The organism is Mesorhizobium sp. 43Arga (assembly GCF_053714255.1).
In genome coordinates this window covers 47,301-69,651 of the sequence record NZ_JBSKBO010000004.1, presented here as the reverse complement: position 1 = coordinate 69,651, position 22,351 = coordinate 47,301, and the positions used below count along the sequence as shown (strand labels likewise).

Genomic DNA, 22,351 nt, shown 5'->3' with positions numbered 1-22,351 from the left:
TTTTCCCGGGAAAAACGCATAGCGTTTTCCCTTGGGAATTGCGTCAACGAAAGAGCCTTCACCAGGGCAGACCGACATAGTTCTCGGCGAGCGCGGTCGACGCCGCCTGCGAGTGTACGAGATAGTCGAGCTCGGCTTCCTGGATGCGCTGGCCGAAGTCGCCTGTGTCGGGAAAGCGGTGCATCATGGTCGTCATCCACCAGGAAAAGCGCACCGCCTTCCACACCCGCGCCAGCGCTTTTTGCGAATAGGCCTCAATGCCAGCTTGGGACTTTCCAACGTAGAACTCGCGCAGACCGGCGAAGAGATAGCGCACATCGCTGGCGGCGAGGTTGAGACCCTTGGCACCGGTGGGCGGCACGATGTGGGCGGCGTCGCCAACCAGGAACAGCCGGCCGAAGCGCATCGGCTCGGCAACGAAGGAGCGCAGCGGCGCGATCGACTTTTCGAAGGATGGCCCGGTGGTGACGCTCGCCGCGGTCTGTTCGGGCAAGCGGCGGCGCAATTCGTCCCAGAAGCGGTCGTCGGACCAGGCCTCGACGCGGTCGTCCTGCGGGCACTGCACATAGTAGCGGCTGCGATGCGTCGAACGCATCGAGCACAATGCAAAGCCCCGCTCGTGATTGGCATAGACCAGTTCGTGATCGGCCGGCGGCACTTCGGCCAGCACGCCGAGCCAGCCGAACGGATATTGCCGCTCGAAGGTTTTCAGCGCGCGCTCCGGCACCGATTTGCGGCTGACGCCGTGATAGCCGTCGCAGCCGGCGATGAAGTCGCAATCGATCCGGTGAGAGACGCCATCCTTGTCGTCGTAGGTAACGAACGGCGCAGCGCCATCGAAATCATGCAGCGCGACATTAGCGGCATCATAGACGGTGACGAGGCGAGCCGCCTCGCGCTTGTCCATCAAATCATGCGTCACTTCGGTCTGGCCATAGACGGTGACATGCTTGCCGCTGGTGAGCGCCGCGAGATCGATGCGGTGCAGGCGCCCGTCGAAAGCCAGCGAAATGCCGGAATGCGGCAAGCCTTCGGCATGCAGCCTTGCGGCAACACCAGCCTCTTCCAGCAACTCGACGGTGCCCTGTTCGAGCACCCCTGCCCGCACACGGCCAAGCACATGCTCGCGGCTCGATCGTTCCAGAATGATGGTCTCGACGCCGATGCCGGCCAGAAGCTGGCCAAGCAGCAGGCCGGAGGGTCCCGAGCCGATAATGGCGACCTGCGTGCGCATCAGTGACCGAGGCTTTCGATCTGCCCGGCCAGCTCGGCGGCAAGGCGCAGCGACGCGGCAGCGGCGACCGCCATCTGCGGCAGCAGCAGCCATTCCAGCGTCCATGCCGCGCCCGAGCGCTCCTGCTCATGCACCAGCGCCTGATGCATGCCGGAAAGCTGCGTGGCGTTGAAGCGGGCGAGCGCCACCAGCGCTTCGGCCTTTACCGGGTTCTGCTTGTGCGGCATGGCCGACGAGCCGCCACCTCCGGAAAGCGCGATGTCGGTTCCGCCCTGGGCCATCAGCGCGATGTCCTGGCCGAACTTGCCGAGACTGCCGGTCAGCAGCGACAGCCAGCCGGCAAAATCGGCGAGCGCGTCGCGCTGGCTCTGCCATTGCGGCGCATCTGCAAGACCGAGTTTTGCGGCAAGCGCGGCGCGCACCGCCGGCCTCTTGTCGCCGAGCTTTTCCAGCGTGCCGGCGGCACCGCCGAATTGCACCACCAGCAGACGTCCGGACTGTTCCGGCAGTCTTTCCTGATGCCGCTGCAGCGGCGCCCGCCAGGCTGTCACGCGATCCGCCACTCTGATCGGGATCGCTGGCTGCATGCGCGTCATGCCGGTCAGCGCCCTGCCGCCAAAGCGCTCGTCGAGCGAGGTGAGGCGCAAGACGGTTTCGGTCAGCAGCAGGCCGAGGTGCTCGACGATCGCTTTCAGCCGAAGCACCAGGCTCGTGTCGATGACGTCGTGGCTGGTCGCACCGAAATGCACCTTGCCGCCATGCGGTTCGCCGACCGCAGCCGTGATCTGGCGCACCAGTTCCGGCACCATGACGCCGTCCTTGGCGACAGCGGTCCGCAGCAAAGCGGTGTCCGGCCGAAACGAGCTGAGCGTCGCGCTGATCGCCGCTGCCGCGTCTTTGGTGATGATCCCGTTCGCAGCCTCGGCTTCCGCCAGCGCGCCCTCGAACGCCAGCGCCGCCTCGATTTCCGCCTCGACGGAAAAATGCCTCGATGCTTCCTCGTCGCCTAGGAGAGCCGAGAGCAGCGGATGGTCGAAGGGCGATACGGTCATGTCCTGTTCTTCCTGACCATCAGCTGTCGAAGAAGACCGTTTCCTTCTCCCCCTGGAGATGGATGTCGAAGACGTAGGTGCCGCCCTGGCGCTCGGCGATCAAAGTCGGCACGCGGACGCGATGCTCGATGCGCGCCAGGATCGGATCCTGCGCATTGGCCTTTTCCTCGTCGGAAAAATAGAGCCGCGTGTGCAGGCCGAGATTGATGCCGCGCGCGACGATCCACAGCGTGATGTGCGGCGCCATCAGCCTTCCATCCCGGAACGGCACGCGGCCCGGCTTGATCGTCTCGAATGCACAGACGCCCGTGTCCATGTCGGTCGGGCAGCGGCCCCAGCCGAAGAAGTTCGGATCGGCCGCGCCGCGCAATTCGGCCGGCGAATTGTAGAGCCCGTCCGCGTCCGCCTGCCAGATCTCGATCAGGGCGTCCTTAAGCGGCGTGCCGGTGCCGTCGAGCACCCTAATTTTGAGACCGATGCGCTCGCCACTGGTCTTGTCGTTGACCATGGTCGCGCCGAGATCGCTCGCATAGACGCCACTGATGCCGCAGAAGTTCGGCGTCAGCCCGATATGGACGTAGGGGCCCGCGGTCTGCGAGGGGCTTTCCCTGAGGCGGTCGAGCGATTGGCGCATCAATTGCCCTCCAGTCGGTTTTCGAACGGCGACGAGCGGCGGCCGCGCAGCACGATGTCGAACTTGTAGGCGAGCGCATCCATCGGAATGGTCGCCTGCGTGTCGAGGATGGCCGTCAGCGCCTCGATTGCCGCCTTGTCGGCGATGCCGCGCACGATCGGGCACTTCCAGATCAGCGGGTCACCCTGGAAATACATCTGCGTGATCAGCCGCTGCGCGAAGCCATGGCCGAAAACCGAGAAATGGATGTGCGCCGGACGCCAGTCATTGGGACCGTTGGGCCACGGGTAAGGCCCGGGCTTGACGGTGCGGAAGGCATAGCCGCCATCCTCGCCTGTGATGGCGCGGCCGCAGCCGCCGAAATTCGGATCGAGCGGCGCCAGATAGCCGTCCTTCTTGTGGCGGTAGCGGCCACCGGCATTGGCCTGCCAGAATTCGATGAGCACGCCGGGAACGCCAACGCCGCGTTCGTCGAGCACACGCCCATGGACGATGATGCGCTCGCCGATGGCGCTCTCGCCCGGCCTGGCGAAATTATGGATCAGGTCGTTGTCGAGTTCACCCAGGATGGCGTGGCCGAAGACCGGTCCGGCTATTTCCGACAGCGTGTTGTCGAAGGACAAAAGCGCCTTTTGCGGCGAGCGCAGCACCGAACTCTTATAGCCCGGCGTCAGTGCCGGAGGATGCCATGTCCGGTCGCGCTGGAAGAAGGCGCCGGTCTCGGGCTTCCGGTTCGAGCCGGACTCAGCGGGCATTGTCGGCTCCGTCCATCTCCGAAAACACGTCCTTGGCTATTCTAAAGGCACGGTTGGCGGCCGGCACGCCGGCATAGATGGCGACATGCAGGAACGCCTCGCAGATATCGTCGCGCGTCGCACCGGTGTTGGCGGTGGCGCGCACATGCAGGGCGACCTCCTCATCATGGCCGAGGGCGGCCAGCAGCGCCAGTGTGACGATCGAGCGCTCGCGCTTGCTGAGACCCGGCCTTGCCCACACCGTTCCCCAGGCAGCCTCGGTGATCAGTTCCTGGAAGGGCTGGTCGAAATCGGTGGCGGCGACCTCGGCGCGATCGACATGCCGGTCGCCGAGCACCGCGCGCCGCACCACGAGGCCAGTGCGATATCTGGCTGCGTTGCCGGGGACTTCATCCATGGTTTTCTGCTCCAGGGGCAAGCGATGCGACAAAATCGCGGATCAGCGCGGTGAGCGCTTCAGGCTGTTCGACGCAGGGAATATGTCCGGCGTCGCGGATGATCTCGAAACGCGAACCGGGGATCAGAGCGGCCAGCGAGCGGACGAGATCGGGCGGCGTCGACCCATCCTGGTCACCAACGATGCAGAGCGTCGGCACCGCGATGCGGCGCGATGCGTCGGTGAAATCCGCGGCGCGTATGGCTGCGCAAGTCCCAACGTAACCGGCGACAGCCTGCCGGGTCATCATGTTCCAATAGCCGTCCAGCTCGGCCACCCGCGCGGTGTGGAAGGCGGGAGTGAACCACACTTTGAGGATGCCATCGGCAATAGCCTGGATGCCCTTGCGCTCGACGACCGCGATACGTGTGCTCCAGCTCTCGTCGGTACCGATCTTGTGGGCCGTGTCGCACAAGATCATGGCTTCGACGATCTGCGGCCGCCTGGCGTAGAGCCCTTGCGCGATCATGCCGCCGACCGACAGGCCGCACAGCACGATCTTCTCCAAACCGAAATGATCGATGAGCCCCGAGAGATCGTCGACATGATCGTCGATCGAGCTGATGTCGCCGATGTCGGACAGCCCGTGGCCGCGCTTGTCATAGACCAGCAAGGACATTTCGCCATCAAGTGCGGCGACAACATCGTCCCAGATGCGGAAGTCGGTGCCCAGCGAATTGATGAATATCATCGCGCGCGCATTGCCGGTCGCCTTGAGGTGGCGATGGTGCAGCGTGATGCCGCCGATGGTGACGAATGACACGATTCCGATCCTCCATCTCCACATTGCACAAGGCATTTGGTTCGGTAAAATGATATTTTGCGCCATTCCATTAACTCAGGGGTTATCAAATCCATGGCTGAGAGCCGAATCCGCTTTCGTCATCTGCAGGCATTCCTGGAAGTCGCGCGGCAAGGCAGCGTGGCCCGCGCCGCCGACTTCCTGCATGTCAGCGCGCCGGCGGTGACCAAGACGTTGCGCGAGCTGGAAGAGGCGCTCGGTGTCGCCGTTGTCGAGCGTGACGGGCGCGGCATCCGGGTCACAAGGCTTGGCGAGATCTTCCTCAACCATGCCGGTTCGGCGATCACGGCGTTGAAGCGCGGCGTCGATTCCGTTCGCCAGGATGGCGCCATCAACCGTCATCCGATCCGCATCGGCGCGCTGCCGACCGTATCGGCCAAGGTCATGCCCAAGGCCATGAGCCTGTTCCTCGGGGAAAATACCGGCGCGGCGATCAAGATCGTCACCGGCGAGAACGCCGTGCTGCTCGAGCAATTGCGCACCGGCGCGCTCGATCTCGTCGTGGGACGGCTGGCGGCGCCCGAAAACATGACCGGCTTCTTCTTCGAGCATCTCTATTCCGAACAGGTGCTGTTCGTGGTGCGGTCCGGACATCCGCTGCTGGAACCGGGGGCGGATATCTTCGCGCGGCTCGATGAATTCCCGGTGCTGATGCCAACCCGGGAATCCGTCATCCGCCCCTTTGTCGATCGCCTGTTCATCACCAATGGCATGACCGCGCCGGCGACCGAGATCGAAACCGTCTCGGATTCGTTTGGCCGCTCCTTCATGCGGCAAAGCAATGCGGTGTGGATCATTTCGGCCGGCGTGGTCGCCAACGAGGTCGCCAGCGGCGCCTTCGTCGCCTTGCCGGTCGACACCGAGGAAACCAAGGGACCGGTCGGGCTGACGATGCGCACCGATACGGCGCCATCGCCGGCCTTCACCATCCTGTTGCAGACCATTCGCGAGGCGGCAATGCCGGGCAAGTGAGGCGTCGGACCATTCGGACCGATCCCTGCGTTCTTCGGAAATCCCCTAACCCCAAGGTTAATGAAACACCGCAAAATATCATTTTACCGAACCAAAACGCTGGTGCACTGTGCCGATGGAGGAGCACTAGGGAGGAATGCATGACCTACGCTAACGGTAGCAGATCCAGTATTCGTGGCGTGTCGCGACGCCAGTTCATTGCCACCTCGATTGCCGGCGGCGCTGCGCTCGCGCTCGGCGGCAAGAGCGCTTTCGCCCAGGCAGGCGAAACGCTCAAGGTCGGCTTCGTCAGCCCGCGCACCGGGCCGTTGGCCGGCTTCGGCCAGACCGACGGTTATGTGCTCGACCTTGCCCGCAAGGCGTTGGCCAGCGGCCTCGAGATCGGCGGCAAGAAATACAGCGTCGAAATCCTCGACCAGGACACACAGTCGGATCCCTCCCGCGCCGGCCAGCTCGCCAAGGACCTGATCAACAACCAGGCCATCGACCTGATGCTGGCGGTGTCGACGCCCGAGGTGATCAACCCGGTCGCCGATGCCTGCGAGGCCGCGGGGGTGCCCTGCCTGTCGACCGTCATGCCGTGGGAGGCCTGGTATTTCGGCCGCGGCGCCAAGCCGGGCGCGCCCTCGCCGTTCAAATGGACCTATCATTTCGGCTTCGGCGTCGGCGAGTTCTTCAAGACATACATCTCGCAATGGAACCTGATCGAGACCAACAAGAAGGTCGGAGTCATGTATCCCAACGATGCCGACGGCAACGCCATCCGCGCCAATCTGGCGCCGCTCTTGGCCAAGCAAGGTTTCACCATCGTCGATCCCGGTGCCTACGAGACCGGCACCACCGACTATTCCTCGCAGATCGCGCTGTTCAAGCAGGAGGGCGTCGAGATCTTCAACTCCTTCCCGATCCCGCCAGACTTTGCAGCCTTCTGGCGCCAGGCGGCACAGCAGGGGCTGATCAAGCAGATCAAGATCGCCCAGGTCGCCAAGACCGGCCTGTTCCCGTCCGACGTCGAGGCGCTCGGTGACCTCGGCATGAAGATTTCGAGCGCCGCCTACTGGCATAAGGCCTTCCCCTACAAGTCGCCGCTAACCGGTGTCTCGGGCACTGAGCTGGCCGACGGTTATGAGGAGGCGAGCGGCAAGCAGTGGACGCAGCAGCTCGGCGCCTCGATGTCGCTGCTCGACGCCGGCTTCGAAGCGCTGAAGGCAAGCACCAACGCCAAGGACAAGGCGGCGGTGGCCAAGGCGCTGAGCACGCTCAAGACCGAGACGATGATCGGCAAGGTCGATTTCACCAGCGGCCCTGTCGCCAATGTCTCGCCCGGCCCGATCATCGGCACGCAGTGGGTGGCCGCCAAGGAAGGCAGCAAATTCCCACTCGACTATGTGGTGACCGAAAACGCCACCGATCCGAAGGTGCCGGTCGAAGCCAAGCTCCAGCCTTACAACGGCTGATGGACCGCTGAGGAGGTGGTGACCCATCCGCAACAACAGGCTGTTCTCACCGCCGCCGGCATCCACAAGCGCTTCGGCGCGCTTGTGGTGCTGGATGCGGTCGACTTCACCATGGACGTCGACGAGGCGGTTGGCATTGTCGGCCCGAACGGCGCCGGCAAGACGACGCTGCTCAGTGTGCTTGCAGGCGCCTTCCCGCCAAGTGCGGGCACGGTCAGCTTCAAAGGCGATGACGTGACATCCCTGCCGGCAACGCAGCGCTGCCGGCTCGGGCTGGTGCGCACGCACCAGGTGCCCAAACCATTCAGCGGCATGACCACTTTCGAGAATGTCTTCGTAGCCGCCTCGCATGGGGCCGGCCTCGGCCGCGACGAGGCCTATGAGGAGGCGCTCGGCTCGCTGAAGCTGTGCGGCATGCTGGGTGTTGCCAACCGCCGCGCCGAGACGCTCGGACTGCTCGACCGCAAGCGGCTGGAACTGGCGCGCGCGCTGGCGGCAAGGCCGACACTGCTGCTGCTGGACGAGATCGGCGGCGGCCTGACCGACGGCGAAGCCGGCGAGCTTGTCGATACGATCAAGGAACTGCGCCGCCGCAAGATCGGCATCGTCTGGATCGAGCACATCGTCCACATCCTGCTGCAAGTGGCCGAAAGGCTGATCTGCATGGATGCGGGAAAAATCATCGCCGACGGTGAGCCGCAAGCCGTTATGGCCGATCCGGAGGTCGTTCGCGCCTATCTCGGCGGAGGCCCGAAATGAGCCTGCTGTCGGTCGAGAACCTGGTTGTCCGCCACGGCCTCTTGCAGGCGGTGCGCGGCGTGAGCTTCACTGTCCAGCGCGGCGAGACGCTTGCGCTGGTCGGCGCCAATGGCGCCGGCAAGACGACACTGCTTAGGGCAATCGCCGGCGCGCACCAGCCGGCGGCCGGGCGCCTGCTGCTGGACGGCGCCGATCTCACCAGCGTGCCATCGCATCGGCGCGTCGGGATGGGCATTGCGCTGGTGCCGGAAGGGCGAAAGCTGTTCGTGCAGATGACGGTCGAGGAGAACCTTTTGCTCGGCCGGACCGCCGGCCGGCCGGGCGACTGGAGCGTCGACAAAGTACTGGAGATGTTTCCCAACTTGAAGCCGCGCCGGCATGCCAAGACCGGCCATCTCTCAGGCGGCGAGCAACAGGCGACGGCGATCGGCCGGGCACTGATGAGCAATCCCGAAGTGCTTTTGCTCGACGAGGTTTCGCTTGGCCTGTCGCCGCTGATCGTCGACCGTGTCTATGCTGCCCTTCAGGGGCTGATCGCTTCCGGCACGACCATCATCCTGGTCGAGCAGGACCTCAACCGCGCGCTGTCGGTCTCCGACAGGGTCATCTGCATGCTCGAAGGGCGGATCGCGCTCGAAGGGCCGAGCAAGGCGGTGTCGCGCGACGATGTGACGAAAGCCTATTTCGGCCTGCACCGGAAAAGCCCCGGGAGCGTTCCGGCATGAGCAACCAGATCATCCAGGGCATCCTGCTCGGCGGCTATTACGCGCTGATCGCCTGCGGCCTGTCCTTCATGTTCTCGGTGATGCGTATCATCAACCTCGCACATGGCAGCCTCGCCGTGTTCGCGGCCTTTGCGCTGTGGTGGCTCGCCTCGCGGTACCATGTCTCGCCCTTTGTCGGCCTGCTCATCGTGCTGCCGCTGATGGCGGCGATTGGCTGGGCACTGCAGCGCTTCCTGCTCGAGCGCAGCGCACGCGGCGGTGCGCTGTTGCCGATCCTGACAACGTTCGGACTGGCCATCGTCATCGACAACATGCTGTTCGAGCAGTTCGGCGCCGACACCCGCTCACTGGCGCCCTATATCGGCAGCCTGTCCTATGATTCCTGGGAGTGGCCAGGCAGCGTCTATGTCGGCAAGCTCGCCGTGATCATGTTCGCCACCGCGGTGGTCCTGCTGGGCGGGCTGCAGCTGTTCCTCACTCGCACCCGGCTTGGCCGTTCGATCCGCGCCACGTCGGAAGACCCTGATACGGCCGGCCTGGTCGGGGTCGATGCGCGTCGCGCCAATGCCATTGCGGCGGCGATAGCGATGGTCACGGTCGGCCTTGCCGGCGCGTTCCTGGGCATGCGCGCCACCTTCGATCCCTATGCCGGCGCGCCGCAATTGCTGTTTGCTTTCGAAGCCGCTGTGATCGGCGGCGCCGGGTCGCTGTGGGGAACGCTGGTCGGCGGCATCGTGCTGGCGCTTGCGCAGACACTCGGCGCGCAGGTGCATCCGCAAGGCTTTCTGATCGGCGGCCATGCGGTGTTCCTCGTCGTGCTGTTCGTGCGGCTGTCAACGTCCGGCCTTGGCCTGCGCAGCCTGCTGCGCCTGCCTTCCCGGAGCGCGTCATGAGCGCGGTTTCGTCCTCGCCGGTCATCGAGCGCGGCACGGCGACGTCGCGGATCGCGGCGATCGCGGTCGCCATCATCATCGCGCTGCTCGCCATCGCTCCGCAGTTCCTCTCGGCGGGCGCGGTCGACCGCATGACGGCACTGTTCATCTATGTGATCCTGGCGGCGATGTGGAACGCTCTGGCCGGCTTCGGCGGCTTGGTTTCCGTCGGCCAGCAGGTGTTTTTCGGGCTCGGCGCCTATTTCGCCATCCGGCTGGCCGATGCCGGCCTCAACCCTTTCGCCTCGCTTTTCGTTTCGGCGATCGTTGTCGGCCTTGTCTCCTGGCCGCTGTCGCTGTTCATGCTGCGACTGAGGAACGGCGAGTTCGCCATCGGCATGTGGGTGATCGCGGCGCTGACGCATCTCCTCGTCAATCTGGACCGGCTGGTGCAAGGCGAAACCGGCACCTCGCTGATCTCGCTCAACGTCTACGATGCCGGCACCAGGCGGGTGATGATCTACTGGCTGGCGCTGGGCTTGATGACCGCCCTGCTCGCCATCCTGTTCGGCCTGTTGCGCGGCAGCACGGGGGCAGCCATCCGCGCCATCCGCGACAATGAGGATGCAGCAGCCTCGGTCGGTGTGCGCGTCACCGGCACCAAGCGGCTTTTGTTCGTGCTTGCCGCTTTCGGTATCGGCGTTGCCGGGGCGCTGTGGCTGGCGACCTCCATCACATTCCAGCCGAAAACCTACTTCAACGTCCAGTGGACCGCCTACATGATCTTCATGGTGCTGGTCGGCGGCATCGGAACGTTCGAGGGCGCCATTCTCGGCGCGCTGGTGTTCTTCCTCATCGAGACCTGGTTCGGCGGCACCGGCGTCTGGTACCTCGTCGGCCTCGGCGCCACCGCGGTTCTGTTCTCGCTTTTCCTGCCACGCGGCCTGTGGGGAACGATCGAGGAACGCTTTGGCCTGCGCCTGCTGCCGGTCGGCTACCGCGTCAGGCTTCCGGGCAATACTCCGGGCGATGACAGCACCGCCCCCTCGCCGGAGCGAACCTCACTTGATCAGGAGAAGGCATGACCATGCTTTTCGGCAAGACGATCCTTATCACCGGCGTCGCTTCCGGCATCGGTGCGCGCACGGCGGAACTCGCCGGCCAGCTTGGCGCGGACGTGATCGGCGTCGATGTCCGTGAGCCGGCGGCAGCGGCGGGCAGTTTCGTCAAGGCCGACATCTCGTCGAAGGCCAGCGTCGACGAGCTGGTCGCGCGACTGCCGCAGCGCATCGATGCGCTGTGCAATGTCGCCGGCCTCTCCGGCAACACCGGCGCGGTGTCGACGCTGGCCGTCAACTTCTTCGGGCTGCGGGCGCTTTCGGAAGGCCTCGCGCCAAGACTTCGCGAAGGCGGCGCCATCGTCAATGTCGCGTCGATCGCCGGCTATGGCTGGCGCGCCAATCTCAACCGAGCGGCCTCGATGGTCGGCATCGAGGGTTTCCCGGATGTCGCCAAGGTGGTCGCCGACCACGCGGTCAAGAACGAAGAAGGCTACCCGGTCTCGAAGGAGCTGCTCCTGCTATGGACCCTTCGCGCGGCGCACCAGGATCTGTTCAAACGCCGGGGCATCCGCGTCAATGCGGTGAGCCCGGGACCGGTCGAGACGCCGATCCTGAAACAATTCCGCACCGTGCTTGGCGATGCCCGCGTCGACAGCGACATTGCCAGGGTCGGACGAGCCGGCACATCGGGCGATATAGCGCCTGTCGTGCTGTTCCTGTGCTCGGACGGCGCGCGCTGGGTCAACGGCGCCAACGTGCCGGTCGACGGCGGCCTCGAAGCATCTATCAACGCCGAAGTGCTCGGCTTCTAAAACCAATGAGGCGCTCCTGATGGAGCGAGGGAGACAATCATGGATATCGGACTTCTGATCGACGGCGACAAAAGGGATGCGTCCGGCGCGGCCGCCTACGAGCGCATGGACCCGTTCACCGGCAACCTGGCGACGCGCGCCGCGGCGGCCAGTGTTGCCGATGCCAATGCCGCAGTCGACGCCGCCGCAGCCGCCTTTGCGACCTGGTCGAAGATCGGGCCTGGCGAGCGCCGCGCCTTGCTGTCCAGGGCGGCTGACGTGATGGCCTCCAAGGTCGGCGAATTCACGAAATTGATGATGGAAGAGACGGGGGCCACCGGCCCCTGGGCTGGCTTCAACGTCATGCTGGCGGCAAACATGCTGCGCGAGGCAGCGGCGATGACGACGCAGATTTCGGGCGAGATCATCCCTTCCGACAAGCCTGGGACGCTGGCCATGGCGATCCGTCAGCCGGCCGGCGTGTGTCTCGGCATCGCGCCGTGGAACGCGCCGGTCATTCTCGGCACCCGCGCCATCGCCATGCCTATCGCCTGCGGCAACACCGTCGTGCTGAAGGCCTCCGAAATGTGCCCGGGCACGCATCGGCTGATCGGCCAGGTTCTGGTCGATGCCGGCCTGCCCAAGGGCGTCATCAATGTCGTCACCAACGATCCCAGGGATGCCGCTGCGATTGTCGGGACGCTGGTCGCGCATCCCTCGGTCAGGCGCGTCAACTTCACCGGGTCGACCAAGGTCGGCCGCATCATCGCCGAGCTCGCCGGCCGGCATCTGAAGCCGGCGCTGCTCGAACTCGGTGGCAAGGCGCCGCTGCTGGTGCTGGACGATGCCGACATCGACGCGGCGGTCAATGCGGCGACCTTCGGCGCCTTCATGCATCAAGGCCAGATCTGCATGTCGACCGAGCGGCTGATCGTCGATGAGAGGATCGCCGACGAATTCGTTTCCAAGCTGGCCGCCCGCGCTTCGAGCCTGCCGGCCGGCGATCCGGGCGGCCATGTCGTGCTGGGCTCGCTGATCAGCAGCCAGGCGGCCGACAAGATGGAGGAGCTTGTCGCCGACGCCGTCGCCAAGGGCGCCAAGTTGGTGGCCGGCGGCAAACGCACGGGCACGGTTGTCGAGGCAACGCTGCTCGACCATGTCACGCCGGCGATGCGCGTCTATGCCGAAGAGTCCTTCGGGCCGGTCAAGCCGGTGATCCGGGTGAAGGGCGAGGACGAGGCGGTGCGTGTCGCCAACGACACGGAATACGGCCTGTCGTCAGCCGTGTTCAGCCGCGACATCAAGCGCGCCATGGCGGTCGCCGCACGCATCGAAGCCGGCATTTGCCACATCAACGGCCCGACCGTTGGCGACGAGGCCCAGATGCCGTTCGGCGGCATCAAGGGCTCGGGCTATGGCCGCTTCGGCGGCAAGGCCTCGATCGCCGAGTTCACCGATCTGCGCTGGGTGACGATCGAGGATCCCGGCCAGCGTTATCCGTTCTGAGCCGGCCTCGTCTCGCGGTTGACAATGAAGGTCAAACGGCCAGGGACGGCGTGAAGCGAACGCTGGCGGATCGCATCAGGCCGGGCGCCAGTACGATGCAGCCAGTGTCGATGCGGCCGCCGGTGCGGTTGAAGGCATCCGTGATGTTGCTGACCGGCTCGGCGCAAAAGAACGGCTCGCCCGGCGGCGTGTAGAGGACAAGGAAATCGAGCGGCGCCTCGGCCTCGATGTCCAGCCGTCGTCCGTGTTCGGGCCAGGTGATCCGGGCACGGCGCGCCCATCCGGTGAAAACCGTGTCGAAGTCCACTTCCGATACGTCGAAACCGATCGACGGGTCGGCTCCTACCGGCGGCAGGACATGCCGGACGGGCAGGACCTCCGTGTCCGTCTCCCACATGCCGGACACCGGCGCCTGGACATGCGTCCACGGCGTCGACAGGAAATAGGGATGGAGGCCGAAGCCAACCGGCATGGGCGCCTCCGACAGGTTGCGCACGGCAATGGTCACGCAAAGCCGGCCGTCAGCCAGCGTGATCTCTTGCTCGGCCTCATAGCTCCACGGCCAGGAATCGGCGGCGTGGCGGTAGCGTAGAACGATCGTGCTGGCTTCGTGTCTCACGACCACCCAAGGCCGACGCCAGCCATGACCATGCTCATGATGTGGATCGTCGGCAGTCGTCGGAAGCCGGATGGTGCGTCCCGCGAACTCGAACCGGCCGCCCCTTATGCGGTTGGAATAGGGAATGAGGGGGAAGCAGGCCATGGCGCCGGCATCGCGGCTGCTGATCGCGGCCGGATCGGCCGGGCGCAGCCAATCCACAACGGCGCCATCTTGCCACCATCGATAGGACGCCAGCGCACCGCCGGCTGCCGGAGCAATGTCGACTGTCGCGATGCCGTCGGTGATCGAGACCGGTTCCGTGTGCTGCGCTGCAATGGCAGCAAAATTCTTTGTCATCGGCGCTCCCCTGTCCCTTGACTCCAATCGCCATGGCTATAAGACATATCATATGAATAGTATGAAGAATAAGAAATCTTTTAGCATGGCACGGACGTCACGGATTGCCGTTGCGGTTTCCAGCGGCTCCACCGCGCTGCACGCGACCGTCGTCGAGCAGATCGGCCTGCGCATCGTGCAGGGTGACTTCCTGCCCGGCGAGGCGCTGCCCAATGCCGACGATTCCAGCGAGATGCTGGGGGTCAGCCGCACGGTGCTGCGCGAGGCGATCAAGGTTCTGGCCGGCAAGGGGCTGGTTGAATCGCGGCCTAAGACCGGCACACGCGTGCGCCCACGCTCCGACTGGAATTTTCTCGATCCGGACGTGCTGTCGTGGCGTTACGCCGGCGGCGTCAGCGCCGACGATGTGCGGGCGCTGTTCGAACTGCGTCGCGCCATCGAGCCCATGTCGGCAGCACTTGCCGCCCAGCGGGCCACGCCTGGACAGATTGCCGAGATCCATGCGGCACTGGCCGAGATGGAAGCGGTGAGCGACGATGGCGATCGCTTCGCCAAGCCTGATCTGGTGTTCCACCAGACGATCCTGCGCATGACCGGCAATGAGCTGATCGGCTCGCTGGCGGCGCTGGTCGAAACCGCGCTGGTGATGAGCTTTCGTCTTTCCAACGACAATCCGGAAGGCCAGCGCCACTCCCTGCCGCTGCATCGCGAGGTGGCTGAGAAGATCGCCGCCGGCGACGCCGCCGGCGCGCAGAAGGCATTGCTGGTGCTCATCGACAATGCCGAGGACGACGTACGCCGCAGCGTCGAGAACCGCAACAAACGCCGCACCGACCGGGGCCAGCAATCGTGACCGAGACCAACCGCAAACTACGGTCCGAAGCCTGGTTCGGCGGTGAAGGCAAGAACGCCTTCATGCACCGCAGCTGGATGAAGAACCAGGGCATCCCCGCCGACGCTTTCGACGGCCGCCCGGTGATCGGCATCTGCAACACATGGTCGGAGCTGACGCCGTGCAATGCGCATCTGCGGGCGCTGGCCGATCACGTCAAGCGCGGCGTCTACGAGGCCGGCGGCCTGCCGCTCGAATTCCCTGTCATGTCGCTCGGCGAAAGCAACATGCGCCCCACCGCCATGCTGTTTCGCAACCTGGTCAGCATGGATGTCGAGGAATCCATCCGCGGCAATCCCGTCGACGGCGTCATCCTGCTGGTGGGCTGCGACAAGACCACGCCGGCGCTGTTGATGGGCGCCGCCTCGTGCAATTTGCCGACCATCACCGTTTCCGGCGGGCCGATGCTCAACGGCAAGTTCCGCGGGCAAGATATCGGCTCGGGTACCCATGTCTGGAAATTCGCCGAGGAAGTAAAGGCCGGCCGCATGCCGGTCGCCGACTTCCTCGCCGCGGAACAGGGCCAGAGCCGGTCGGCCGGCAGTTGCATGACCATGGGCACGGCCTCGACCATGGCCAGCATGGTGGAAGCGCTGGGGATCGGCATGCCGGACAACGCCGCAATCCCGGCGGTGGATTCGCGCCGTGGCGTGCTCGCCCAGATGGCAGGACGCCAGATCGTCGATCTGGTCCGCAGGGACGTGAAAATTTCGGACATTCTCACCAGGCAGGCGTTCGAGAACGCCATTCGCGTCAATGGCGCGATCGGCGGTTCGACCAATGCGGTGCTGCATCTGATCGCCATCGCCAACCGGGTCGATGTCGATCTTAGCCTCGAGGACTGGGACCGCCTTGGCCGCGACGTTCCAACCATTGTCGACCTGATGCCGTCGGGCCGGTACCTGATGGAAGATTTCTACTATGCCGGGGGGCTGGCTGCGGTCATGGCGTCGCTTGACGAAGTGGGGCTTCTTCATCGCGACGTCATGACCGTCAGCGACAAAACGATCGGCGAGTTGATCGACGGCGCGCCCAACTACAACCGCGAGGTCATACGGCCGCTGAGCGAGCCGCTGACCGAGCAAGGGGGCATCTCGATCCTGCGCGGCAATCTGGCGCCCAATGGCGCCGTCATAAAGCCGTCGGCGGCGACGCCCGCACTGATGCAGCATCGCGGCAAGGCTGTCGTCTTCGAGAACATCGAGCATTACTACGCCCGCATCGACGATCCCGACCTGGATATCGACGCCTCCTCGGTGATGGTGCTGAAGAATTGCGGGCCGCGCGGCTATCCCGGCATGGCCGAGGTCGGCAACATGCCGCTGCCGGCGAAGCTGCTGAAGCAGGGCGTCTCCGACATGGTGCGCATCTCGGATGCGCGCATGAGCGGCACGGCCTACGGCACGGTGGTGCTGCATGTCGCGCCGGAGGCCGCGGCCGGTGGCGCGCTGGCCCTGGTGCGTGACGGCGATCTCATCGAACTCGACGTTGCCGGCCGCCGGTTGGAGCTTTTGGTGTCTGATGAGGAGCTGGCGATCCGCCGCCGCGACTGGAAGCCGCCGGCGCCGCCCGAAGGCGGCTATCAGAGCCTCTATGTCGAGCGCGTGCTGCAGGCCGACAAGGGCTGCGATTTCGACTTTCTCGTCGGCCGGCGCGATGCCGGCATCCCCCGGCATTCCCACTAGAGAGGCGCGCGATGACGGATCAGATCGGCAGCTACGCGACCTACCCGAGCCTCAAGGGCCGCAGCGTCTTCATAACCGGCGGCGGCAGCGGCATCGGCGAAAGCCTGGTGCGCCATTTCTGCGCGCAAGGCAGCCGCGTCGCCTTCGTCGATCTGGCCGAGGAGCCTTCCAGGCACCTGGTCGAGGCGATCGCCGCCGAAGGACATGCTCCGCCATTGTTCATTCCCTGCGACCTACGCAACGTCGAGCAGCTGCAGGCGGCAACCGCGCGGGCCATGCAGCACAATGGCCCGATCCAGGCGCTGTGCAACAATGCCGGCAACGATGACCGCCATCAGACCAAGGATGTGACGGTGGCCTATTGGGACGACCGCATGGCGGTCAATCTGCGCCACCAGTTCTTCGCCGCGCAGGCGGTGCGTCCGCAGATGGGCGCACAGGGTGGTGGCTCGATCATCAATTTCGGCTCCATCACCTGGATGGTCGGCGATCCCGATTGTCCGGCCTATGTCACCGCGAAAGCCGCCGTCTACGGCATGACGCGGGCGCTGGCCCGCGAACTCGGCCCCGAGCGCATCCGAGTCAACTGCATGGTGCCGGGCTGGGTGATGACCGAGCGCCAGATGCGCCTGTGGCTCGATGCCGACGGTGAACGCCAGATCGCGGAAAGGCAGTGCCTGCCCGACCGGCTGCAGCCCGGCGATATCGCGCGCATGGCGCTGTTCCTCGCCGCCGACGACAGCCTGATGTGTACGAGCCAGCAGTTCATCGTCGATGCGGGCTGGGTGTGACCCATACGGCTGCAAGGGAAGAAGGGTATTTCATGCGTCTTGTTCAGTACAGAATGCCGGATGGCAGCAGGCGGGTCGGTCGCGTGTCCGAGGATGGCGACCATCTGCACCCGCTCAAGGGGACGAGCACCGTGCTGGAGTTGGCGGAAGCCGCGATCGCGCGTGGCGGGTCCATTGCGACGCACGTCGAAGAGCGCACGACGGCCGAGCAGATCGGCTATGACCAGTTGCTGAGCGATGGCCGCGTCCTGGCACCCGTCGACCATCCGGAGCCTGCGCGCTTCCTGGTTACCGGAACCGGCCTGACCCATACCGGAAGTGCCGCCGCGCGCAATCAGATGCATGTTCTGACCCATGGCGACGGTGCCGAGGAATCCGATTCCTTGAAAATCTTCCGCATGGGGCTGGAGGGCGGCAAGCCTGGCGCTGGCAAGATCGGCATCCAGCCTGAGTGGTTCTTCAAAGGCGTCGGCACCTGCGTTGTGCCGCCCGGCGCGCCGCTGCCGATGCCGGCATTCGCAAAAGCCGGCGCAGAGGAAGCCGAGATCGTCGGGCTTTATTTCAATGGGCCGGACGGCCATCCCTATCGCATCGGCTATGCGCTCGGAAACGAATATTCCGACCACGTGACGGAGGGCGAGAACTATCTCTACCTTGCTCACTCCAAGCTGCGCTCCTGCTCGATCGGTCCGGAGCTTTTGGTCGGAGATCTACCCGAAGAAGTTCGCGGTCATTCCCGCATCCTGCGCGATGGCGCAGTCATCTGGGAGCAGGAGTTCCTATCGGGCGAAGCGCACATGTCGCACTCGATCGCCAATCTCGAACACTTCCATTTCCGCTACCCGATGCACCGAAGGGCGGGCGACCTCCACGCCTATTTCTTCGGCGCGGCGGTGATGAGCTACGCCTCCGGCATCAAGACGGCTTCCGGCGACGAGTATGAAATCCAGGCACAGGCGTTCGGCAAGCCGCTGCGCAACCGGATGGAGTCGGTGCCGGACGAGGGACTGGTCACCGTCACCCAGCTGTGACGGCGCAGTCCCGGAAATTACGGTCCATCAGAACGACAATGGGAGATTAAAAATGGGACTGAAGAGAGCGTTTCTAAGACTAGCGACAATCGGGCTCGGCATCGGCCTGATGACATCGGCGGCGCTGGCCGCGAACCTTCGGGTGCTTGCGTGGGACGGCTATGCCGACCCCGACTGGGTCAAGGATTTCACCGCGGCAACCGGCATCGGCGTCGACGTCGTCTTCATCGGCAGTGATGACGAGATCTGGGCCAAGATCAAGGGCAGCGAAGGCCAGGATTTCGACGTCTTCGCCGTCAACACCGCCCAGTTGCAGCGCTACATCAAGGCCGATCTGGTATCGCCGATCGACACCACGAAGCTGCCGAACCAGAAGGAGGTGCTGCCGCGCTTCCGGGATCTGTCGCAGGTCAGCGGCGACACCAAGGACGGTAAGGTCTACGGCATTCCGTTCTGCTTCGACTCCATCGGGCTGATCTACGACACCGACAAGGTCAAGCCGGCGCCGACCTCGATGTCGGTGCTGTGGGATCCGGCCTACAAGGGCAAGGTCCTGGCATACGACAATGGCGAGCACAATTTCTCGTTCACCGCGCTGACGCTCGGCTACAAGGATCCGTTCAACCTCGACGCCGAGCAGATGGCGGCGGTCAAGGCCAAGCTGGTCGAACTCAAGCGCAATGTGCTGAGCTTCTACACCACCGCCGACGAGGCGCAGCAGATCTACCAGAACAATGACGTTGCCCTGATCTGGGCCAATTATGGCCAGCAGCAGGTCAAGGCGCTGCAGAAGATCGGCGCCCATGTCGCGTACATCAATCCGAGTGAGGGCGCCCTGGCCTGGCTCGACAATTGGGTGATTTCCAAGGGCGTGCGCGACAATGCAGCGGCCGAGAAGTGGATCGACTTCATGCTGACGAAGAAGGTCAGCGGCGAGCTTTCCGAGCGTACCGGTTTCGGCAACACAGTGGTCGAGTCGAGCAGCGCCGGCAGCAACGACAAGCTGGTCTGGCTCAACAATGTCGAAGATCCGCTCAAGCGGTCGGACATGTGGAACGAGATCAAGGCGACGCCCTGATCCTTTCCGCAGCCCGACCCAGAAGGACCCGGCGGTCCGGACGTTCCGGACCGCCGCAGCGTATGCGAGAATAGTTTATGAACCAGAACACCGACCTGCTGACGCTGCGGTCCGTCTCGAAATCCTACGGCACGGTTCCCGTTCTGCACGACATCGACCTCTCTATCCGGGATGGCGAGTTCCTGACCGTCCTTGGACCGTCAGGCTCGGGCAAGACCACGGTCTTGCGGCTGATCGGCGGGCTGGAGCCGCTGACCGCGGGCGAAATCCGCCTCGACGGCCAGGACATCAGCCACATGCCGATCAACAAGCGGCCGTTCAACACCGTGTTCCAGGACTATGCGCTGTTCCCTCATATGACCGTTTCCGGCAATGTCGGCTATGGGCTTTCGGTGCGCCATATCCAGCGCAAGGAGATCGCGCGCCGTGTCGCGGAAGCCCTCGACCTGGTGCAGCTCGGGCGCTTCGCCGACCGTTTTCCAGCACAGCTTTCCGGCGGCCAGCGCCAGCGCGTCGCGCTCGCCCGGGCGCTGATCTGCCAGCCGCGCCTGATCCTGCTCGACGAGCCGCTCGCCGCGCTCGACCTCGAACTGCGCCGGCAGATGCAGGAGTTCCTGAAATCCATCCAGCGCGAGATCAAGACCACCTTCCTGTTCGTCACCCATGACCAGGAAGAAGCGATCGGCATGGCCGACCGGATCTGCGTCATGCAGGCCGGTCATATCCGCCAGCTCGGCACGCCGCACGAGCTTTACTACAGGCCGAATTGCGAGTTCGTCGCGCGCTTCTTCGGCGAGAACAATCTGGTGGCCGGAAAGCTCGGCGGCCCCGTCCAGGGCGAGCAGCGGCCGATCGAGACCGCCCTTGGGCGGCTGATCTGCTCGATCAGCGACCAGCCGCATTTGAAGGCCGCGCCAGACGGCGCGAACGCCTTCGCGGCGTTCCGGCCCGAGGCCTTACATCTCGCGGAAGCCACGGACGGCGACAACCGCTTTTCCGGCATCATCGCCGATCTGGCCTTTGCCGGCTCGTCGACCGTCGCCACGATCGCGGCGGGTGCGGATAATGCGGCACAACGCCTGAGGCTGCGAACCCCAAGCCGGATCGACGGCAGCACGCTGAAATCCGGGGAGACGGTTTCGCTTTCGTTTGCGCCGCATGAAGGCCATCTGGTGCTGGCATGAGCGCGGCCGGCTCGATACATCCCGCGGAAAGGCGCTTGTCGCTGCTGGTGACGGTGCTGGCTTTCGCACTGCCGGTGATCTTCGTCCTGGTGCCGCTGGCGATCTTCCTGGTCTACAGTTTCTTCAGCGTCGACCAGGGCACGATCGTCTACGCGCCGACGCTCGCCAACTATGTCCGGTTCTTTACCGATCCGATCTTCCTGCCGGTGTTCTGGAACACCATTGTGCTGTGCGTGTCGGTGGCCGTCATCTGCATCCTGCTCGCCTATCCCGCCGCCTATTTCCTGACGACGCTGAGAGGGCGGTGGCGTTATGCCTTGCTGATGCTGCTTCTGGTGCCGCTGCTGATGAGCTACGTCATCAAGATCTACGCGATCCGCAGCATCCTCGGCCTCAACGGCTTCCTCAACAAGGCGCTGGTGGCACTCGGCATATTGCAGCAGCCGTCGACGCTTTTCGTGTTCAACATGAACGCCATCCTGTTGACGCTGAGCCTGCTTTTGATCCCCTTTGCCATCCTGCCGATCTTCCTGTCGCTGGAGCGTATCCCGCAGACCTTGCTGCGTGCCTCCGACGATCTTGGCGCGAGCGGCTTGCAGACGTTCCTGCGCATCACCTTGCCGCTCAGCCTGCCCGGCGTCGCCTCGGCGGCGAGCTTCGTCTTCGTGCTGGCGATCGGCGATTTCCTGACGCCGCAGATGGTCGGTGGGATCAGCGGCTTCACCTTCGGCCGCATCCTCTACAGCCAGTTCGGCACGGCCTACAATTGGCCGTTCGGCGCCGCACTGTCGGTAGCGCTGGCGATCGTGGTGATCTGTGCCATCCTCATCGGCGAACGGTTCGGGCGCAGCCGGGGGACGTCGGTATGAACGCCCTGCCCCGCCCCTCCACCATCTTCCTGGCGGCGATCACAACGCTGGTCGCGGTGCTGCTCTACAGCCCGCTCTTCGTGCCGATCGTGTCGTCGTTCTTCACCATCTCGCACGGCGATGTCGACTGGTCGTCACCGACCCTCTCGACCTATCGGGCTCTGGCCGGGAACCACGATATCCTGGCCGCCTTGCGCACCACGCTGATCGTCGGCCTGTGCACCGTCGTGCTGTCGGTGGTCAGCGGAACGCTGCTGGCGCTCTATTATCACGGCCGCCGCTCGGGGCGCTCGGTCTTGCAATTCATCATCTTCCTGCCGTTCCTGATGCCGCCAATCATCAGCGGCCTGGCGCTGCTGATCTTCTTTCGCGAGATCGGCCTCGAGCGTTCGCTGCTGACGGTCGTCATCGGCCATACGGTCTTCGTGCTGGCGATCGTCTATCGCACCGTGCTGATGCGGCTGCAGTCGATGAGCCGCACGCTGGTCGAAGCGTCCTACGATCTCGGCGCCACCGGCTGGCAGACTTTCTGGCGCATCATCCTGCCTAACCTGTCGAGCGCCATGGTTGGCGGCGCCATCCTGGCCTTCGCGCTGTCGTTCGACGAGACGATGATCACCATCCTGGTCACCGGCACGCAAAGCACGCTGCCGGTCCGGCTGTGGGCGATGATGCGGCTTGGCTTCTCGCCCGACATCAATGCGCTGGTCGCCTTGATCCTGATGTTCACCGTGCTGCTCTGCGTGCTCGCCGCCCGTTTCCTGATCCCCAGGCAGATGGCGGCGGAACGGAGCTGAATTATCGAAC

At 64.6% G+C, this 22,351-nt stretch carries 23 protein-coding genes; 16 read left to right on the top strand and 7 right to left on the bottom strand.

The features are described 5' to 3' along the window. Window positions 1-58: 58 nt before the first annotated feature. From pobA to pcaD, 6 genes are read right to left on the bottom strand one after another with little or no spacing between them, the layout of a single operon-like run. Window positions 59-1,234, bottom strand: coding sequence for a 4-hydroxybenzoate 3-monooxygenase (gene pobA, locus ACWGS8_RS15990; RefSeq protein WP_454581835.1), 1,176 nt, complete (start codon window positions 1,232-1,234; stop codon window positions 59-61). Beyond that, window positions 1,234-2,286 (bottom strand): 3-carboxy-cis,cis-muconate cycloisomerase, encoded by a 1,053-nt coding sequence (locus ACWGS8_RS15985; protein WP_454581834.1) that lies wholly within the window; start codon window positions 2,284-2,286, stop codon window positions 1,234-1,236. Before ACWGS8_RS15985 ends, pobA begins: the two co-directional genes overlap by 1 nt. A 19-nt stretch (window positions 2,287-2,305) precedes the next feature. After that, window positions 2,306-2,920, bottom strand: coding sequence for a protocatechuate 3,4-dioxygenase subunit alpha (gene pcaG, locus ACWGS8_RS15980; RefSeq protein WP_454581833.1), 615 nt, complete (start codon window positions 2,918-2,920; stop codon window positions 2,306-2,308). Further along, on the bottom strand, window positions 2,920-3,675 hold the full coding sequence (pcaH, locus tag ACWGS8_RS15975; protein ID WP_454581832.1) for a protocatechuate 3,4-dioxygenase subunit beta: 756 nt from the start codon (window positions 3,673-3,675) through the stop codon (window positions 2,920-2,922). The genes pcaG and pcaH overlap by 1 nt, the downstream gene beginning before the upstream one ends. Continuing rightward, a complete protein-coding gene (gene pcaC, locus ACWGS8_RS15970; RefSeq protein WP_454581831.1) occupies window positions 3,665-4,072 on the bottom strand; it encodes a 4-carboxymuconolactone decarboxylase in 408 nt (135 codons plus the stop codon). The genes pcaH and pcaC overlap by 11 nt, the downstream gene beginning before the upstream one ends. Further along, the gene (pcaD, locus tag ACWGS8_RS15965; RefSeq protein WP_454581830.1) at window positions 4,065-4,874 is read right to left on the bottom strand and encodes a 3-oxoadipate enol-lactonase; all 810 of its coding nucleotides are present in this window, start codon (window positions 4,872-4,874) and stop codon (window positions 4,065-4,067) included. The genes pcaC and pcaD overlap by 8 nt, the downstream gene beginning before the upstream one ends. A gap of 93 nt (window positions 4,875-4,967) precedes the next feature. On the opposite strand from pcaD, the gene pcaQ reads away from it, so the two are divergent. From pcaQ to ACWGS8_RS15925, 8 genes are all read left to right on the top strand, one after another. Continuing rightward, on the top strand, window positions 4,968-5,885 hold the full coding sequence (gene pcaQ, locus ACWGS8_RS15960) for a pca operon transcription factor PcaQ (protein WP_454581829.1): 918 nt from the start codon (window positions 4,968-4,970) through the stop codon (window positions 5,883-5,885). 140 nt (window positions 5,886-6,025) lie between these two features. Then, window positions 6,026-7,342: an ABC transporter substrate-binding protein gene (locus tag ACWGS8_RS15955; protein WP_454581828.1), complete on the top strand. Its 1,317-nt coding sequence runs from the start codon at window positions 6,026-6,028 to the stop codon at window positions 7,340-7,342. A gap of 15 nt (window positions 7,343-7,357) precedes the next feature. Then, window positions 7,358-8,101: an ABC transporter ATP-binding protein gene (locus ACWGS8_RS15950; protein WP_454581827.1), complete on the top strand. Its 744-nt coding sequence runs from the start codon at window positions 7,358-7,360 to the stop codon at window positions 8,099-8,101. After that, the gene (locus ACWGS8_RS15945) at window positions 8,098-8,826 is read left to right on the top strand and encodes an ABC transporter ATP-binding protein (RefSeq protein WP_454581826.1); all 729 of its coding nucleotides are present in this window, start codon (window positions 8,098-8,100) and stop codon (window positions 8,824-8,826) included. Before ACWGS8_RS15950 ends, ACWGS8_RS15945 begins: the two co-directional genes overlap by 4 nt. Continuing rightward, window positions 8,823-9,719: a branched-chain amino acid ABC transporter permease gene (locus tag ACWGS8_RS15940; RefSeq protein WP_454581825.1), complete on the top strand. Its 897-nt coding sequence runs from the start codon at window positions 8,823-8,825 to the stop codon at window positions 9,717-9,719. Before ACWGS8_RS15945 ends, ACWGS8_RS15940 begins: the two co-directional genes overlap by 4 nt. Then, window positions 9,716-10,783 (top strand): branched-chain amino acid ABC transporter permease, encoded by a 1,068-nt coding sequence (locus ACWGS8_RS15935; protein WP_454581824.1) that lies wholly within the window; start codon window positions 9,716-9,718, stop codon window positions 10,781-10,783. Before ACWGS8_RS15940 ends, ACWGS8_RS15935 begins: the two co-directional genes overlap by 4 nt. Before the next feature lie 2 nt (window positions 10,784-10,785). After that, complete coding sequence (locus tag ACWGS8_RS15930; protein WP_454582201.1) at window positions 10,786-11,571, top strand: coniferyl-alcohol dehydrogenase; 786 nt, start codon at window positions 10,786-10,788, stop codon at window positions 11,569-11,571. A 39-nt stretch (window positions 11,572-11,610) separates the two neighbouring features. Beyond that, window positions 11,611-13,056 carry an aldehyde dehydrogenase gene (locus ACWGS8_RS15925; protein WP_454581823.1) on the top strand — a complete coding sequence of 482 codons (1,446 nt, stop codon included), beginning with the start codon at window positions 11,611-11,613 and terminating at the stop codon, window positions 13,054-13,056. 31 nt (window positions 13,057-13,087) lie between these two features. Here ACWGS8_RS15925 and ACWGS8_RS15920 read toward each other — a convergent pair whose 3' ends face one another. After that, a complete protein-coding gene (locus tag ACWGS8_RS15920) occupies window positions 13,088-14,014 on the bottom strand; it encodes an aldose 1-epimerase (RefSeq protein WP_454581822.1) in 927 nt (308 codons plus the stop codon). 85 nt (window positions 14,015-14,099) lie between these two features. Here ACWGS8_RS15920 and ACWGS8_RS15915 point away from each other — a divergent pair, with 85 nt between their 5' ends. The 8 genes from ACWGS8_RS15915 to ACWGS8_RS15880 all read left to right on the top strand — a co-directional run bounded on the left by ACWGS8_RS15915 (window position 14,100) and on the right by ACWGS8_RS15880 (window position 22,341). Further along, window positions 14,100-14,867 carry a FadR/GntR family transcriptional regulator gene (locus tag ACWGS8_RS15915; protein WP_454581821.1) on the top strand — a complete coding sequence of 256 codons (768 nt, stop codon included), beginning with the start codon at window positions 14,100-14,102 and terminating at the stop codon, window positions 14,865-14,867. Beyond that, on the top strand, window positions 14,864-16,591 hold the full coding sequence (locus ACWGS8_RS15910; protein WP_454581820.1) for an IlvD/Edd family dehydratase: 1,728 nt from the start codon (window positions 14,864-14,866) through the stop codon (window positions 16,589-16,591). Before ACWGS8_RS15915 ends, ACWGS8_RS15910 begins: the two co-directional genes overlap by 4 nt. Before the next feature lie 11 nt (window positions 16,592-16,602). Next, window positions 16,603-17,382 (top strand): SDR family NAD(P)-dependent oxidoreductase, encoded by a 780-nt coding sequence (locus ACWGS8_RS15905; protein ID WP_454581819.1) that lies wholly within the window; start codon window positions 16,603-16,605, stop codon window positions 17,380-17,382. 32 nt (window positions 17,383-17,414) lie between these two features. Next, window positions 17,415-18,413: an AraD1 family protein gene (gene araD1 / locus ACWGS8_RS15900; protein WP_454581818.1), complete on the top strand. Its 999-nt coding sequence runs from the start codon at window positions 17,415-17,417 to the stop codon at window positions 18,411-18,413. Between the two features lie 52 nt (window positions 18,414-18,465). Further along, window positions 18,466-19,491 carry an ABC transporter substrate-binding protein gene (locus ACWGS8_RS15895; protein WP_454581817.1) on the top strand — a complete coding sequence of 342 codons (1,026 nt, stop codon included), beginning with the start codon at window positions 18,466-18,468 and terminating at the stop codon, window positions 19,489-19,491. A 77-nt stretch (window positions 19,492-19,568) separates the two neighbouring features. After that, window positions 19,569-20,675, top strand: a complete 1,107-nt coding sequence (locus ACWGS8_RS15890; RefSeq protein ID WP_454581816.1) for an ABC transporter ATP-binding protein — start codon at window positions 19,569-19,571, stop codon at window positions 20,673-20,675. Between the two features lie 35 nt (window positions 20,676-20,710). Continuing rightward, on the top strand, window positions 20,711-21,544 hold the full coding sequence (locus ACWGS8_RS15885) for an ABC transporter permease (protein WP_454581815.1): 834 nt from the start codon (window positions 20,711-20,713) through the stop codon (window positions 21,542-21,544). Beyond that, complete coding sequence (locus ACWGS8_RS15880) at window positions 21,541-22,341, top strand: ABC transporter permease (protein ID WP_454581814.1); 801 nt, start codon at window positions 21,541-21,543, stop codon at window positions 22,339-22,341. The genes ACWGS8_RS15885 and ACWGS8_RS15880 overlap by 4 nt, the downstream gene beginning before the upstream one ends. Window positions 22,342-22,351: the final 10 nt, after the last annotated feature.

What these genes read in the sequence shown, in the direction of transcription:
- pobA (WP_454581835.1), bottom strand. Translation starts at nt 1,234, where the DNA reads ATGCGCACGCAGGTCGCCATTATCGGCTCGGGACCCTCCGGCCTGCTG.
- ACWGS8_RS15985 (WP_454581834.1), bottom strand. Translation starts at nt 2,286, where the DNA reads ATGACCGTATCGCCCTTCGACCATCCGCTGCTCTCGGCTCTCCTAGGC.
- pcaG (WP_454581833.1), bottom strand. Translation starts at nt 2,920, where the DNA reads ATGCGCCAATCGCTCGACCGCCTCAGGGAAAGCCCCTCGCAGACCGCG.
- pcaH (WP_454581832.1), bottom strand. Translation starts at nt 3,675, where the DNA reads ATGCCCGCTGAGTCCGGCTCGAACCGGAAGCCCGAGACCGGCGCCTTC.
- pcaC (WP_454581831.1), bottom strand. Translation starts at nt 4,072, where the DNA reads ATGGATGAAGTCCCCGGCAACGCAGCCAGATATCGCACTGGCCTCGTG.
- pcaQ (WP_454581829.1), top strand. Translation starts at nt 4,968, where the DNA reads ATGGCTGAGAGCCGAATCCGCTTTCGTCATCTGCAGGCATTCCTGGAA.
- ACWGS8_RS15955 (WP_454581828.1), top strand. Translation starts at nt 6,026, where the DNA reads ATGACCTACGCTAACGGTAGCAGATCCAGTATTCGTGGCGTGTCGCGA.
- ACWGS8_RS15945 (WP_454581826.1), top strand. Translation starts at nt 8,098, where the DNA reads ATGAGCCTGCTGTCGGTCGAGAACCTGGTTGTCCGCCACGGCCTCTTG.
- ACWGS8_RS15940 (WP_454581825.1), top strand. Translation starts at nt 8,823, where the DNA reads ATGAGCAACCAGATCATCCAGGGCATCCTGCTCGGCGGCTATTACGCG.
- ACWGS8_RS15935 (WP_454581824.1), top strand. Translation starts at nt 9,716, where the DNA reads ATGAGCGCGGTTTCGTCCTCGCCGGTCATCGAGCGCGGCACGGCGACG.
- ACWGS8_RS15930 (WP_454582201.1), top strand. Translation starts at nt 10,786, where the DNA reads ATGCTTTTCGGCAAGACGATCCTTATCACCGGCGTCGCTTCCGGCATC.
- ACWGS8_RS15925 (WP_454581823.1), top strand. Translation starts at nt 11,611, where the DNA reads ATGGATATCGGACTTCTGATCGACGGCGACAAAAGGGATGCGTCCGGC.
- ACWGS8_RS15920 (WP_454581822.1), bottom strand. Translation starts at nt 14,014, where the DNA reads ATGACAAAGAATTTTGCTGCCATTGCAGCGCAGCACACGGAACCGGTC.
- ACWGS8_RS15915 (WP_454581821.1), top strand. Translation starts at nt 14,100, where the DNA reads ATGGCACGGACGTCACGGATTGCCGTTGCGGTTTCCAGCGGCTCCACC.
- ACWGS8_RS15905 (WP_454581819.1), top strand. Translation starts at nt 16,603, where the DNA reads ATGACGGATCAGATCGGCAGCTACGCGACCTACCCGAGCCTCAAGGGC.
- araD1 (WP_454581818.1), top strand. Translation starts at nt 17,415, where the DNA reads ATGCGTCTTGTTCAGTACAGAATGCCGGATGGCAGCAGGCGGGTCGGT.
- ACWGS8_RS15895 (WP_454581817.1), top strand. Translation starts at nt 18,466, where the DNA reads ATGGGACTGAAGAGAGCGTTTCTAAGACTAGCGACAATCGGGCTCGGC.
- ACWGS8_RS15890 (WP_454581816.1), top strand. Translation starts at nt 19,569, where the DNA reads ATGAACCAGAACACCGACCTGCTGACGCTGCGGTCCGTCTCGAAATCC.
- ACWGS8_RS15880 (WP_454581814.1), top strand. Translation starts at nt 21,541, where the DNA reads ATGAACGCCCTGCCCCGCCCCTCCACCATCTTCCTGGCGGCGATCACA.